Origin of the sequence: Peterkaempfera griseoplana, from assembly GCF_001418575.1 — a bacterium.
Taxonomy (GTDB): Bacteria; Actinomycetota; Actinomycetes; order Streptomycetales; family Streptomycetaceae; genus Peterkaempfera; species Peterkaempfera griseoplana.
In genome coordinates this window covers 657-14389 of the sequence record NZ_LIQR01000187.1, presented here as the reverse complement: position 1 = coordinate 14389, position 13733 = coordinate 657, and the positions used below count along the sequence as shown (strand labels likewise).

Sequence of the window (13733 nt, the reverse complement as noted above, 5' to 3'; positions counted from 1 at the left end):
TCGTGACGGTGAGGTCGGGGCCGGCCAGGGGGTGTCCCGGGGCTGCGGCGGAGCCGCAGGTCAGGGTGGCGCGCGGCGGGGCGCACAGGTGCAGTTTCAGGGGCGCGTGGGGAGTCGAGCCGGTTACGAGGGGTACACCGGGTGTGACGCGGGTCGCTAAGCTGGCGTCACGTTTCTGCGTCAATTGCCGGAAATGATGCGGAATCCGGACCGGGGCACGGGGTCAGGGCAGAGTCCGTGGCGCTGGTACCGCACACGTCGCCCGCCGGGGGATGACCGGGGGTGTTGGGGAGGCGAAGAGGCCATGGCCGCCAGAGCGCTGGTCGCACGACAGCCCAACGAACGGCTGCAGTCACTGATCCAGGAGGCGGGGTGCTCCAACGCGGGCCTCGCCCGCCGGGTCAATCTCTGCGGCGCCGAGCACGGACTCGACCTGAGGTACGACAAGACCTCCGTCGCACGGTGGCTGCGCGGCCAGCAGCCGCGCGGCCAGGCCCCGGCGGTGATCGCGGAGGCGCTGGGCCGCAAGCTGGGGCGGCCGGTCAGCGTCGACGAGATCGGCATGGCCGACGGCAAGAACCTGGCCGGCGGGGTGGGACTGCAGTTCGCTCCGACGCTCGCCGGGGCGTTGGAGCAGGCCGGGGAGCTGTGGCGCAGCGACGTCGGGCGGCGCGACTTCCTCACCGGGGCCACGGTGGCGGCGTCCGCGCTGGTGGAGCCCAGCCGGGATTGGCTGATCACCCCGCCGGACCCCGTGGTGGCCAGGGCGGGCGGGCCGCGCGTGGGGTCCTCCGACGTGGCGGCGGTGCAGGTCGCCACCGGGATGCTGGTGGACCTGGACCACCGGTTCGGCAGCGGTCATGTGCGGCCGCTGGTGGTTCACTACCTCAACAGCGTGGTCTCCGGACTGCTCACCGGCTCGTACCGGGAGGAGACGGGCCGGCGGCTCTTCTCCGCGGTGGCCCGGCTCACCGAGCTGGCCGGGTACATGGCCGTGGACACCGGCCAGCCGGGGCTGGCCCAGCGCTACTACATCCAGGCGCTCCGGTTGGCCCAGGCCGCCGGTGACCGCGGCTACGGCGGCTATGTGCTCGCCGCCTCGATGAGCCACCTGGCCGCGACGCTGGGCAATCCCCGGGAGATCGCCCAACTGGCGCGCGCCGCACAGGAGGGCGCACGAGGGGCGGCCACCCCCACCGCGATGGCGATGTTCTACGCGGCGGAGGCGCGCGGCCACGCCCTGATGGGCGATGACCGGTCCTGCCGGCTGGTCGCCGCCAAGGCGGTGGACGCCATGGGACGCAGCCGGCCGGAGGAGGACCCCGACTGGATCGCGCACTTCGACGAGGCCTATCTGGCGGACGAGTTGGCGCACTGCCATCGCGACCTGGAGCAGGGCAGGGAGGCCGAGCGGCAGGCCTGCGCGGCGCTGGCGCGGCACCCGGAGACGCGGGTGCGGCGGCGGGCGGTCGACCTGGTGCTGCTGGCCACGGCCCAGTTGCAGCAGCGGGAGCTGGAGGAGGCCTGCGAGACGGGGGCGCAGGCGGTGGAACTGCTCTCCGGGCTGCGCTCCAACCGGGGCGAGGAGTACCTGGAGGACTTCCGGCAGCGGCTGGAGCCGTTCCGCGAGCAGCGGGTGGTGCGGGAGTTCCATGAGCGGGCCGAGACGGAGGCCGCCGCGGCCTGAGCCTGGTCCGGCGCCGCCTGCGGCGGTCCGGGCTTGTCCCGGACCGACTGCGGCGTCCGCTTCCCGGGGGAAGGGCGCCCGCCTCGCCGGGCGGGCGCTGCGGAGCGTCCTCCCGCGGGTCGGGAGGAGCGCTCCCGGAAGCCCGTACGGGAGAGCATGTCAAGGCGCGTAGTCACCCGTATAGGTGAACGGGTAGCGTGGGGCGACATTCTGAAGAAGTGGACCGCGGAGAACGGGCCGCCGTTGGCAGCCCGGGAGCCGCGCACAGTTGAGGAATCGCGTTGAACCAGCGCCGCCCTAACTCCCGAGAACTGAACCCCGAGGACCTGTTCCGGCCCGAGCCGGAGGGGCCGCCGCCGCACCAGCAGGGCGGCGGCGCCGGCTACGGCTACCCCGGTCCGGTCGGGGAGCCGCAGCAGCCCGCACCGGGGGGTGCCTGGGGCCGGCCGGGGCCGGCGGGCGGGCAGCCGGGCGGCGCCTGGGGCGGCCAGCAGGGGCCGGCCGCCGGACAGGCCGACGCCGCAGCGACGCAGTACCTCCCGCCGTACCCCGCCGGTGATCCGGCGGCCGGGCAGCAGCCTGGTGCCCCCGGTGGCCCGGCGGCCTCCACGCAGTACCTGCCGCCGTACCCGGCCTCGGGGCCGCCGCCCGGTGCCGAGCCCGCGGGCGCGACGCAGTACCTGCCGCCGTACCCCTCCGCCGACCCGGCGGCCGGGCCCGGACACCCGATACCCGGCCCGCAGGCGCAGGGCTACGCGGGCCAGCCGACGCAGGCCGCCTTCCCGGCCGCCGCCTACGGCGCACCGCCCGCGCAGGGCGGCGGCTACCTCCAGCAGCACATGCGGGAGGAGCCCGACTACGACTACGCCCCGCCGGGCGGCGGCGGCCGCAAGCCCTCGGCCAAGGTGATCGCCGGTGTGGTGGTGGGCGCCTGCGTCGTGGTGGGTGTGCTGGCCGGTGCGCTGTTCAGCGGTGGCGGAGGCGGTGACGGCGGGAAGTCGGCGTCGGCAGCGCCCTCCACGACCACCGGCTCCCAGCAGGCGTCCGCCGCCCCGCCCGCGTCGTCCGCCCCCTCGTCGGGGGCCGTCGACCCGGCCATGAAGGCCCAGGCCCAGGCCCTGGCCGGGCTGCTGGGCAACGCCAGCAGCAGCCATGACGCGGTGGTGGCCGCCGTGGGTGCCATCAACTCCTGCAACGACCCCGGGGCGGCGCGCCAGCAGCTGGTGCAGGCCGCGGGGCAGCGGCGGCAGCTGGTGCAGAGCCTGGGCACACTGCAGGTCGACAAGCTGCCCAACGGCGCCCAGCTCACCGCGCAGCTCAGGGCCGCCTGGGAGGCCTCGGCCAAGGCGGACGAGGAGTACGCGGCCTGGGGCGGCGACTCGGTCAAGAACTGCCACAAGCACCACCGCCCGGCGATGGGCGGGCACCGGGCCCGGGGCGATGTGGCGAGCGGGGCCGCCACCGCGGCCAAGAAGCGGGCCTCCGCCCTCTGGAACCCCATCGCCCGCCGGACGGGGCTGCCCACCCGCAGCTTCGGGGACCTGTGACCTCCGCGGTTCGTCCCTGATCTGCCCACGCCGTGGCGCGGGGGCGTCCGACGGCGCCCCGCACCACGGCGTCCGCGTCCCGCGCCGCGCCCGACGGGCCTCCCGGCCGGGAGCCCGTCCGCCCAGTGGGCTGAGAACGGCGGTGGGCGGCGGTTTTGGCATCCTGGGCACATGGCGAACCCTCCGATTCCGGACCCGGCACCCGTGGACCCGGCACCCGCATCCGGCACCCTCGCAGGGTGGTCCGTGGCCGTGACGGCGGACCGGCGCCGGGAGGACCTGGTGGGGCTGCTGCGCCGCCGGGGCGCCCGGGTGGTCGAGGCGCCGACCATGTCGACGCTGCCGCTGGCCGACGACGAGCAGCTGCGGGCCGCCGTGGAGGAGTGCGTGGCGGCACCGCCCGACCTTGTGGCGGTGACCACCGGAGTGGGTTTCCGCGGCTGGCTGGAGGCCGCCGCGGAGTGGGGCCGAGGGGAGGCACTGAAGGTTGCGCTGGCCGGGTCGGCGCTGGTGTGCAGGGGCTCCAAGGCGACGGGGGCGGTGCGGGCGGCGGGCCTGCGGGAGGCGTACACGGCGCCCACCGAGTCCAACGACGATGTGCTGGCCTGGCTGCTGGCCCGGGACCTGGCCGGGCGCCGGGTGGCGGTGCAGGAGCACGGGGCGCCCATGCCGGAGTTCTCCGCCGCGCTCCGTGCGGCGGGGGCGGAGGTGCTGCCGGTGCCGGTCTACCGCTGGGGGCCGCCGGCCGACCCCACGCCGGCGCGGCGGCTGGCGGCGGCGGTGGCCGCGGGCGAGGTGCATGCGGTGACCTTCACCAGCCAGCCCGCCGTGGAGGGGTTCTTCGCCCAGGCCCGGGAGGCGGGCCGGTACGACGAGGTGGTGGCCGCGCTGCGCGACGGCCGGGTGCTGGCGGTGGCCATCGGCGCGCTCTGCGCCCGGCCGCTGGACGCGGCCGGGGTGCCGTCGGTCCATCCCGAACGGGGCCGGCTGGCTTCGATGGTGCGGACCCTGGAGGAGGAGCTGCCGCGCGGCCGGGGGTGACCCGTCAGGAGGCGTTGGTCAGTACCCACCGCACGTCGACGAAGCGCTGCTGCTGCTCCACGAACTGCCCGTTCTGCACGGCCTGGAAGGTCACCGAGGTGTTGACCAGGCGCGGGCTGTCGACACTGGCCAGCATGTCGGAGAGCCGCCAGCTGAGCGGCGGGGTGGCGCCGCCGGTGGAGACCGGATCCTGGGTGTCCAGGGCGTTCTCCAGCGACCGGACGTCGACCTGCGCGCCCAGCCGCTCCACGGTCTGCAGGAAGACCTGGTAGGCGACCCAGGTGGTCTGTATGCCGGGGTCGGAGGGGTCGATGGTGCTGTCGGGGGCGTAGTCGCGGGCGGTCTCCCGCAGCCCGTTCCAGACCTTGGAGGACTCGTCGGGGTACCAGCTGGTGGCGTAGGCCCCGGCCAGTGGGCCGCTGCTGCCGCCGGTGGCGTCCACCACCGACTGCTGGAAGCTGCCGATCACCGAGGAGAGCCGGGTGTGGGTGTGGTGCAGCCTGCGGTAGGCGTCCAGGAAGGTCTGGGTGGGGTCGGCGGCCAGCGCCGCGGTGACGCAGTGGTGGGGCTGGTCGTCGCCGATGGCCCGCTCGGCGACGGAGGTGTAGTCGGTGGACTGCTCCGGGGCGGGGATGTCGACCGGCTTGATGCCGGACGGGGCCAGCGCGCGGGAGAGGTAGCTGAGCATCACGTCGCCGGCCCGGGTGTCCGGCCGGACCACGGCGACGCTGCGGCAGCCCGAGGCGATCAGCTGGCGGCCGTTGCCGGCCAGCAGGGAGGGGGTGCCGCCGTTCACCGGGTAGGAGTCGGGGCTGCGGAACTCGTCCGTGGAGAGCCCGTAGCCGCCGATCCAGGGGATGCCCTTGCCCTCCAGCACGGGCAGGACGGTGTCGCCCCACTGGGTGTAGGAACCGACCACCGCGATCGCCTTGGCGTCCACCGCCTGCTGGGCGCAGGCGTCGGCCCCCTCGGCGGTGTTGTGCTCGTTGCAGACGAGGACGTGCAGCCTGCGGCCGGAGATGCCTCCGGTGGCGTTCACCTTGCGGCCGATGGCGTCGGCCAGCGCGGTCATCCCGGCCCGGTCGGTGGCGCCGCTGCCCGTCGGGGCCATGGTCATCACGGTGATGTCGGTCGAGGTCGCGGCGTCCGCGGGGCCGCCGCAGCCGGCGGCGCCGAGGGCGGCCGGCACGGTCAGCGCACCGGCGGCGAGAAGTCTGGCGAGCGGGAGACGGCGGGCACGGCGGGTGTTCCCCTGCCGGGAGACGGCGGGCTTTGTGCCGGAGCTTCCGAGCCGCGTCATGGTGGGTTGCCTCTCCTTGGGACGTGCGGTGCGCGTCATTCCGGGTCGTCAGACTGGCGGCCTCGCCGCACGGCAGGAGGGCAGGCGGGCGAATGGTGGGGAAATCCGACATGAACACCGGGTGCGTCCGAGGTGAGGGCGGTGCGCACGGGGCAGGGGGCGCACGGCCCTGAGGGGGCGCCGTAATGTCGCCTCCGCGAAGAACGTACTATCGGATTCCGATGTCGGTCTCCTCGAACTCTTTCCGCGCACGGCCCCGCTCCAGCACCATGGGCGGCATGCCGCTCAACGACATGCCATGGTGGCGCTGGCGGGCCCGGGTCCGCTCCGCACTGCACATGCTCTCCGACCCCGCCTTCCAGCAGGAGTGCTGGGTGGCCGGCAGGGAGGGCTTCGGAGACGTGACCGACGCCGTCTACCGGCTGGTCGAGGACACCTGGCTGGACCGCTGGTCCGCCGAGAAGTACGTGGGCACCATCTTCCGCGACTCGGGCGAGGCCGCGCTGGTGGACGTCGCCGTGCTGCGGGTGCTCCGCATCCTGCACCAGGTCGGCGCGGACGCCCCGGCCGACGCCTACCTGGCCCACCACGGCTGGCCCGAGGCCGTCCGGGCGGCCCGCGAGGCCCACATACGCCTGGCCTCGAACGACGGTGAGGATCCCGACGCGCCGCCGCGCTCGCTGGATGTGCTGGCCATCCTGACCCGTACGGCCTGACCCGTACGGGCCGACCCGCGCCGCCCGGACCGCACCGGCCCGCCCGCGGGGCCGAACGGCGGGCCCGGGACACACGTCCCGCAGTGCGGGCAGTGATCGGCTCGGACCCCGGTCTGTGCCACGCTTGGTCCCACGACGGCCCCGTGAGGGCCGCTACCGGCGACGAGAGGACGGCGACGACCGTGGCAGAGCAGAGCGACGCGGTGCAGGACGCGGCCGACGGCCGTCGCCAGTACGTCCTCACCCTGTCCTGCCCCGACAAGCAGGGCATCGTGCACGCCGTGTCCAGCTACCTCTTCATGACCGGCTGCAACATCGTGGACAGCCAGCAGTTCGGCGACCAGGACACCAACCTGTTCTTCATGCGGGTGCACTTCTCGGCGGAGGCCCCGGTCACCGTGGAGAAGCTGCGGGCCAGCTTCGCCGCCATCGGCGCCTCCTTCCACATGGACTGGCGGATCCACCCGTCCGACGAGAAGATGCGCATCGTCCTGATGGTGAGCAAGTTCGGACACTGCCTCAACGACCTGCTGTTCCGCACCAGCATCGGCGCCCTCCCGGTGGAGATCGCCGCGGTGGTCTCCAACCACACCGACTTCGAGCAGCTGTCCAACTCCTACGGGGTGCCGTTCCACCACATCCCGGTGACCCGCGACACCAAGCCGGAGGCCGAGGCCCGGCTGCTGGAGCTGGTGGAGCGCGAGCACGTCGACCTGGTGGTGCTGGCCCGCTACATGCAGGTCCTCTCCGACGACCTCTGCAAGGCGCTCTCCGGGCGGATCATCAACATCCACCACTCCTTCCTGCCGAGCTTCAAGGGCGCCAAGCCCTACCACCAGGCGTACATCAGGGGCGTCAAGCTGATCGGCGCCACCGCCCACTACGTCACCGCCGACCTCGACGAGGGACCGATCATCGAGCAGGAGGTCGAGCGGGTCACCCATGACGTCACCCCGGACCAGCTGGTCGCCATCGGCCGGGACGTCGAGTGCCAGGCGCTGGCCCGCGCGGTGAAGTGGCACAGCGAGCACCGGGTGCTGCTCAACGGCGCCCGTACGGTGGTCTTCGCCTGACCGCCTGACCGCGGACCCACGGACCGCCCCCCGCCGGGGGCGGTCCGGCCGAGGTCAGGGACGGGACAGCAGCGGAGCGGCCCGCAGCAGTTCGCGGACGGCCGCGGCGTCGCCGTCCTGGCCCACCGGCATCCGGTCCGGGTCGCGATGGGCGGCGGCGAGACAGCAGAACTCCAGGCCGTCCACCACCAGCGAGGCCACCGGGTCAGGATCGCCGGGCAGCTCGGGGGCGTCCAGCGGGATCAGCCACTCCCCGGCGGCCGGACCCTCGATCACCAGCCTGAGGACACGCGGCGGCCCCTCGCCGCCCGCCCCGGGCCGTCCGCCGAGGACGGCCGGCAGCGTCCGGGCGGCCAGGTCGATCATCTGCCGCAGATGCGGCGCCGACGGCGGCTCGTACGGATAGTCCACGGCGCGGGCCACGTCGTCGGCGTGGATCCAGCACTCGAAGGCCCGGTCCACCAGGGCGTCCTGGGCGGGGATGCGGAAGTCGCCGTAGTCCACCGGGACCTCGCCACCGGCCGGCCCGGCCAGCGAGACGGTGTGCACCAGGGCCCGGGTCTGCTCGCGCCACAGTGCGCGGACCGCCTCGGGCGCCCTGCCGCCGTGGGCGTCGATCAGCCAGGCCGTACGGGCGGTGACGGCCGCCCACGGGGTGCCCGCGGGGACGTCCGGCAGGCCGCCCACCGGGTCGGCCAGTCCGTACGCGGTGCCGACGAAGCCGTCCACCGCCGTGAGATGGCAGAGCACCTCGGCGGGCCGCCAGTACTCCGTACCGCCGTGCCAGGGCGCCTCCGCGCGCTCCAGCCACTCGGACGGCCCCAGGTCGCGCAGCAGCGCGTCCAGCTTGGCGGTCTCCGCCGAGTAGGGCGCCGCCCAGTCGGGCACCCGCAGCAGCGGGGCGCGGCGGACCAGGCAGCTCTCCAGCACCTGGCTGCGCAGCTCGGGCGCCGGGTCCAGCGGCTCGTCGGCGGAGAGCCACCCCGCGGCGTCCCGCAGCCGGGCGGCCTCGGCCGCACAGGGGCCGCAGTCGGCGAGGTGCCGCTCCAGCAGTGCGGACTCGTCGGCCGGGCAGGCGTCCAGCGCCCAGGCGCCGAGCAGCCCGCGGACCGCCTCGTGCTCGGCGGGCGGCAGCGGTGCCGCGACGGGGGCGGTCACCGGTGCTGCTCCGTCGCCAGGGCGGTGGCCAGCAGTTGCAGGCCGAGCCGCATCCGGTGCTTGGCGGTGGCCTCCGGTATCCCCAGCTCGCGGGCGGCCTGCTGATAGGTGCGGCCGCGGAAGTAGGTGAGGGTGAGCGTCTCGCGAAGGGCGTGCGGCAGCGAGGTGACGATGTACTGGACGCGGGCGGCCGTCGCCGCGGCCAGCACCTCCTCCTCCAGACCGGCGGACTCCGGCGGTGCGCCGGCCCCGGCGCCGTCGGCGGGCAGCCCGCTGGTGCGGCGCAGGCGCTCCACCGCGCGGCGGTGGGTGAGGGTGCTGATCCAGGAGCGCATGGAGCCCTGGGCGGGGTCGAAGTCCCCGGGGTGCTCCCAGACGTGGCCGAAGACCTCGCGGGTGATCTGCTCGGCGGCCGACTGACTGTCCAGCACGCGGTTGGCGAGGCCGTGGACCATGGGCGAGAACTGGTCGTACAGCTCGCCCAGCGCGGCCTCCTCGCCGCGGGCGAGGCGCTGCTGGATCTGCTGGTCCCAACGGATCGGGGCGGGTGTCGCCATGCGTACGCACCACCCTTCCTGCGTGCCGCCGGATCCGGTACGAGCTCCCCCTTGCGGTTCCGGCGTACGGTCCTGACGCTCCGTCGGCCCCGGGGGTAGGGCGGGCGTCGCGCTCGGATAGATCCCAAGGTATCCGGGCGATGAGAGACGTTGCTCGGGATTGCGCAAAGAACGGGGGGAACTCCCGGTACGTCTGATTGACGCACCCTCTCCCGTCCGGAGGAGCGCGGTCCGGACGACACACGCCGGAGGTTGCGCATCGAGCGCCGGTGCTTGCGCCGTAGACGCCCGGTGCCCATGTGGGCGGCCCCACCGGGGGTGGCAGAAGGGGCAAAAGCTGATGATTCATCCGCAACGTTACGGCTGCGTGACCGCGGCACCCTGTCCAACCGGCGCAAAGACGGCATAGGGTCGTCGGCGGCCGGTGCGCTGCCCGGGAACCGCCCGGACCGCGTCGCCCGGCAGGGAAGGGACAGGGGCCCGTGGTGTTGGCAGTGACCTCGGAGGAGCGCAGCGGCTGGGCCGTACTGCGAGTGGCGGGGGAGATCGACCTCGTGTCCGGGGCCACGGTGCGGCTGCGGGTCCATGAAGCGGTCGCGGACGGCCGCCGCAGACTGGTGCTGGACCTCTCGGAGGTGCACTTCTGCGACTCCAGCGGCGTGGGCGTGCTGATCGCCGCACGCCGTCTGATGCGCTCCTGCGCCGGTGAGTTGCGCCTGGTGATCCCCGGGCACTCCCAGGACGGCCGGGAGAGCCGGGTGCAGCGGGTCTTCACGGCCCTCGGCGTACGGCGGCTCTTCGACATCCACCCCGACGTGGTGTCCGCCGTGACCGGCGCCGACCCGGCCGCCGACCTGGCCGCCGAACTGCCCGCGGGCCCCGGGGGCGGCACGGTGCCGCTCTCCGCCTGACCGTCCGTCCAGCGGCGTTCGACCGCCCTCGGACAGATGTAGGAAGGGTGGTTCCGGCGACGCCCGCGCCGTGTCACGAGCGGCGCTCCGAGGTTTGGCTACGCTCGGTCGGGCGGACGCGCAGAACGGTCCCGCCGATGGCGGGAGGGCAGTATGCACCGTGCTGTGCCCCGATCGCTGGAATATGCCCGAAGCGCTTGCTGGCCGCGGTACGAGCGGATCATTCTGGGACGAACCGTGCCGAGGACAGCGGTGTCGGCCTGCGACTACGGGTGGTGTGAGCGGTGCAGGTGCTTCAGTTGCAGATGGCGGTGCAGCCCGATCCGGCAGAGGTCGGCCGTGCCCGGAGCTGGGCCCGCAAACGGCTGCGCGGCTGCGGGTACGACCCGGACGCGCCGCTCTGCGAGACGCTGATCCTGGTCGTGTCCGAGCTGGTCACCAATGCGGTGGTGCACACCGGTTGCCCGGCGGTGCTGCGTCTGGTCTTCCCGGTCGGCGGCGCCTCGGAGGGGCCGGCGGTCAGGGTCGAGGTCGCCGACGCCAGCGACGTCCCGCCGGAGCGCCGCCCCGCCGAGGGCGAGGCACTGGGCGGCCGCGGCCTGGAGCTGGTCGACTGCCTCTGCGACCGCTGGGGTTGGTACCCGGACGGATCGGGCAAGCGAGTCTGGTGCGAGATCGACTGCGAGGCCGCCGCCCCCGCCGCGCCCGAGGAACGGGTGCAGGCGCTGGCGGTCTGACCGGCGGCCGCCGCAGTGGACCGTCCTCCGCCGCCGCCGGGGCCGGCACCCGTGCCGCCGACCAGGGAGGCCCGTTGCATCCTCACCGTACCGCGGCCGGCCGCCCGGCCCGCTCCGGCGGCTTCGTCCTCCCCGACGGGGTCACCGCCGTCGACGGCGCGGTCGACCTGGAGCACGGCGACGGCTGGGTGCAGCCCTGGCGGCTGCCGCGCGCCGATCTGGAGCTGCACCATCCGTTGCTGGCCGTCGCCGCCATGGGCACCAGCGGCGTACGGCTGCGCTGCACCACGGCCTCCCGGCACCTGGCACTCCACGTCCAGCAGGTGACGCTCGCATCCGGACCGGCGGCCGGAACGCCGCCCCCCTACGCCCTGGTGGTGGACGGCGAACCGGTCCGCGAAGCGCCCGCGCCCGACACCCCGCTCACCGACGCCGTCGTCGACCTGCCGGACCTGCCGCCGGGCGAGAAGCAGCTGGAGATCTGGCTGCCCGTCTGCCCCGGGGTGCGCATCCGCGCGCTGCACGCCGTCGACGGCCGCCCGGTACGGCCGCCCGCCCCCGACCGGCGGCCCCGCTGGACCGTCTACGGCAGCAGCATCACCCAGGGCCACGGCGTCGCCGCCACCGGAAGCTGGCCCGCGGTCGCCGCCCGGCTGCTGGGGCTGCGCCTCGGCAACCTCGGCTACGGCGGGGCCTGCCTGCTGGACCCGCTGGTGGCCCGGCTCGTGGCGGAGCAGCCCGCCGACCGCATCACCCTGGAGATCGGCATCAACGTCCACAACTCGGCCGCGCTGCGCGACCGTACGCTGGGCCCGGCGCTGCACGGCTTCCTGGCCGCGATCCGGGACCGCCGTCCGGAGGTGCCGGTCACGGTGATCTCCCCGGTCTTCGGCGGCGAGCTCCGGGAGACCACCGCGGACAGCTGGTTCCACGGGCCCGGCGGTGTCCGGCGGCGGGTCAGCGGGGACCTGACGCTGCAGCGGATCCGTGAGGTGCTGGCCGAGGCGGTGGCGGTGCGCAGAGCGCGCGGGGACCACCGGCTGACGTATCTGGACGGACGCGAACTCTTCGCCGCCGCGGATGCCCGGGCCGGTCTGATGCCCGACGGTCTGCACCCCGACGCAGCAGGTCAGCGGTTGATGGGGGAGCGCTGGGCAGCCCTCCTCCAGCAGGGCGAACCCATGACTTCCGGCCACCACTACCGCAGTAGTACGGCCGAAATGTGCTGCAACCCTTCCGAGTTTCGGACAAGCCATTGACGCCACGTGTCTGTCTGATCACCCTTGGGTGCAGCGGTCCGTTGCGAGGGGACGGCGAGGCGGCGTCCAGGCGGTGACCACCCGGACTGCCCTCCTCGGCGAGTGCGGATCAAGCGGCGCCGGACAGGGCACGGCCGCCGCAGCCGGGTGGTGGGGCACCGTGTCGTGCCCGGGTGGGCAGGGCGCTCCACCACCCGCTCAAGCCCAGCCGATCCGGGCCGCGCCGGCCGGGTCCGGCCAGCAGGCGGGAGCGGACCCCGACCCGATCGGTTCAGGTCCTGTCCGCGCGAAAGGTGCGGCGGTAGGCCGTGGGTGCCACCCCCAGCACCGTGCGCAGATGGGCGCGGAGTGAGGCCGCGGTGCCGAATCCGGACTCCCTGGCCACCTGGTCCACCGTCATGTCGGTCGTCTCCAGCAGCTGCCTGGCCCGTTCCGCCCGCTGCAGCACCAGCCACTGGCCCGGGCTGGTCCCCGCCTCGTCCCGGAAGCGCCGGGTGAAGGTCCGTACGCTCATCCCCGCCTGCGCCGCCAGCTCCCGCAGGCCCAGCGGCTCGTGCAGCCGGGAGAGCGCCCAGGCCCGGGCCGCCGCGGTGCCGCCCGGTTCGGGCCTGCCGCCGTTCGGCGCCGGCACCGGTAGCTCCACGTACTGCGACTGGCCGCCGTCCCGCCACGGCGGCACGATGCACTGCCGCGACACCTGGTTGGCCACCGCACTGCCGTGGTCGCGCCGCAGGATGTGCAGGCAGAGGTCCACCCCGGCGGCCACCCCGCCCGAGGTCAGCACATCGCCGTCGTCGGTGAAGAGCACGTCGGGGTCCAGCCGCACCGCGGGGTAGAGGCGGCGGAAGCGGTCGGTGTGGCGCCAGTGGGTGGTCGCCGGGCGGCCGTCCAGCAGCCCGGCCGCGGCCAGGACGAACGAACCGGTGCAGATCGAGACCATCCGGGTGCCGGGCCGCACCCGGGCCAGCGCCGCCGCCAGTGGCTCCGAGAGCCGTCCCTCGGTGTACCAGGGCCCGCGCTGGTGCGCCGCGGGGACGATCACGGTGTCCGACTCCGCCAGCAGCTCGGGGCCGTGGTCCACGGTGACCCGGAAGTCCGCGCTGGTGGCGACCGGGCCGCCGTCCAGGGTGCAGGTCCGCACCCGGTAGAGCGGCCCGCCGCCGCCGGGGTCCCTGGCGCTGCCCAGGATCCGTGAGGGGATGGCCAGCTCGAACGCCACCACCCCCTCCAGTGCCAATACCGCCACCCGATGCGGCCCAGCCATCACGACCTCCAGGAGTCCCGCCCGCCCGGGGCACCGCGCCGCCCGGGTATCCCCGGTCCGGCGCGGTCAGGCCCCGCGGCGTCCAGCGTGCCCCCTGGCCCGATCCTTGCGCAACCTGGCCATCGGGCCACTCGCCGCCGGGGACCCGCCCGGCGGAGACTCACTGCCGTGACCGATCTGACCGAGCCGCCGAAGCTGCGCACCCCGCCCGTGACCGCCTCCGACGCCCGCCCGGCCGCCCGCCTGCACTACGCCTGGATCGTGGCCGCCGTGGCCCTGCTGGTCCTGGTCGGCTCCGCGGGCTTCCGTTCCACGCCCGGCCTGATGATGGAGGCCCTGCACCACGAGTTCGGCTGGTCGCACGGGGTCATCTCCAGCGCCGTCTCCGTCAACCTGGCGCTCTACGGGCTCACCGCCCCCTTCGCCGCGGCCCTGATGGACCGGTTCGGCGTCCGACTGGTCGTCACCGGGGCCCTGCTGATG

General features: G+C 74.6%; 13 protein-coding genes. 9 read left to right on the top strand and 4 right to left on the bottom strand.

Going from position 1 to position 13733, the window contains the following annotated elements; translation table 11 throughout:
• Positions 1 to 304 precede the first annotated feature (304 nt).
• From AOK09_RS15060 to AOK09_RS15050, 3 genes are all read left to right on the top strand, one after another.
• The gene (locus tag AOK09_RS15060; protein WP_055587697.1) at positions 305 to 1687 is read left to right on the top strand and encodes a hypothetical protein; all 1383 of its coding nucleotides are present in this window, start codon (positions 305 to 307) and stop codon (positions 1685 to 1687) included.
• Between the two features lie 281 nt (positions 1688 to 1968).
• Positions 1969 to 3234 (top strand): hypothetical protein, encoded by a 1266-nt coding sequence (locus AOK09_RS43180; RefSeq protein ID WP_055587696.1) that lies wholly within the window; start codon positions 1969 to 1971, stop codon positions 3232 to 3234.
• 171 nt (positions 3235 to 3405) lie between these two features.
• On the top strand, positions 3406 to 4275 hold the full coding sequence (locus AOK09_RS15050) for a uroporphyrinogen-III synthase (protein WP_079063076.1): 870 nt from the start codon (positions 3406 to 3408) through the stop codon (positions 4273 to 4275).
• Positions 4276 to 4279: 4 nt separating this feature from the next.
• On the opposite strand, the gene AOK09_RS15045 is transcribed toward AOK09_RS15050, so the two are convergent.
• Positions 4280 to 5575, bottom strand: a complete 1296-nt coding sequence (locus tag AOK09_RS15045; RefSeq protein ID WP_063795957.1) for an ABC transporter substrate-binding protein — start codon at positions 5573 to 5575, stop codon at positions 4280 to 4282.
• A gap of 269 nt (positions 5576 to 5844) precedes the next feature.
• On the opposite strand from AOK09_RS15045, the gene AOK09_RS15040 reads away from it, so the two are divergent.
• Both AOK09_RS15040 and purU read left to right on the top strand, forming a co-directional pair.
• Positions 5845 to 6291: an SCO4402 family protein gene (locus AOK09_RS15040; RefSeq protein WP_055587699.1), complete on the top strand. Its 447-nt coding sequence runs from the start codon at positions 5845 to 5847 to the stop codon at positions 6289 to 6291.
• Between the two features lie 182 nt (positions 6292 to 6473).
• Positions 6474 to 7364: a formyltetrahydrofolate deformylase gene (gene purU / locus AOK09_RS15035; RefSeq protein ID WP_055587694.1), complete on the top strand. Its 891-nt coding sequence runs from the start codon at positions 6474 to 6476 to the stop codon at positions 7362 to 7364.
• A gap of 54 nt (positions 7365 to 7418) precedes the next feature.
• Here the strand turns inward: purU and AOK09_RS15030 are convergent, their stop codons facing one another.
• Together AOK09_RS15030 and AOK09_RS15025 are read right to left on the bottom strand one after the other, a co-directional pair.
• Positions 7419 to 8522, bottom strand: a complete 1104-nt coding sequence (locus AOK09_RS15030; RefSeq protein WP_079063075.1) for a maleylpyruvate isomerase family mycothiol-dependent enzyme — start codon at positions 8520 to 8522, stop codon at positions 7419 to 7421.
• Positions 8519 to 9079: a sigma-70 family RNA polymerase sigma factor gene (locus AOK09_RS15025; protein WP_055587693.1), complete on the bottom strand. Its 561-nt coding sequence runs from the start codon at positions 9077 to 9079 to the stop codon at positions 8519 to 8521. The genes AOK09_RS15030 and AOK09_RS15025 overlap by 4 nt, the downstream gene beginning before the upstream one ends.
• Positions 9080 to 9561: 482 nt before the next feature.
• Between AOK09_RS15025 and AOK09_RS15020 the strand changes: the two genes are divergently transcribed.
• The 3 genes from AOK09_RS15020 to AOK09_RS15010 all read left to right on the top strand — a co-directional run bounded on the left by AOK09_RS15020 (position 9562) and on the right by AOK09_RS15010 (position 11986).
• Positions 9562 to 9990: an STAS domain-containing protein gene (locus AOK09_RS15020; RefSeq protein ID WP_055587692.1), complete on the top strand. Its 429-nt coding sequence runs from the start codon at positions 9562 to 9564 to the stop codon at positions 9988 to 9990.
• Between the two features lie 284 nt (positions 9991 to 10274).
• Positions 10275 to 10727, top strand: a complete 453-nt coding sequence (locus AOK09_RS15015) for an ATP-binding protein (protein ID WP_055587691.1) — start codon at positions 10275 to 10277, stop codon at positions 10725 to 10727.
• A gap of 74 nt (positions 10728 to 10801) precedes the next feature.
• Positions 10802 to 11986: a GDSL-type esterase/lipase family protein gene (locus tag AOK09_RS15010; RefSeq protein WP_055587690.1), complete on the top strand. Its 1185-nt coding sequence runs from the start codon at positions 10802 to 10804 to the stop codon at positions 11984 to 11986.
• Positions 11987 to 12257: 271 nt separating this feature from the next.
• Here the strand turns inward: AOK09_RS15010 and AOK09_RS15005 are convergent, their stop codons facing one another.
• Positions 12258 to 13250 carry a GlxA family transcriptional regulator gene (locus AOK09_RS15005; RefSeq protein ID WP_055587689.1) on the bottom strand — a complete coding sequence of 331 codons (993 nt, stop codon included), beginning with the start codon at positions 13248 to 13250 and terminating at the stop codon, positions 12258 to 12260.
• A 261-nt stretch (positions 13251 to 13511) separates the two neighbouring features.
• On the opposite strand from AOK09_RS15005, the gene AOK09_RS41100 reads away from it, so the two are divergent.
• A partial coding sequence (locus tag AOK09_RS41100; RefSeq protein WP_407675402.1) for an MFS transporter occupies positions 13512 to 13733 on the top strand: 222 nt, incomplete at its 3' end.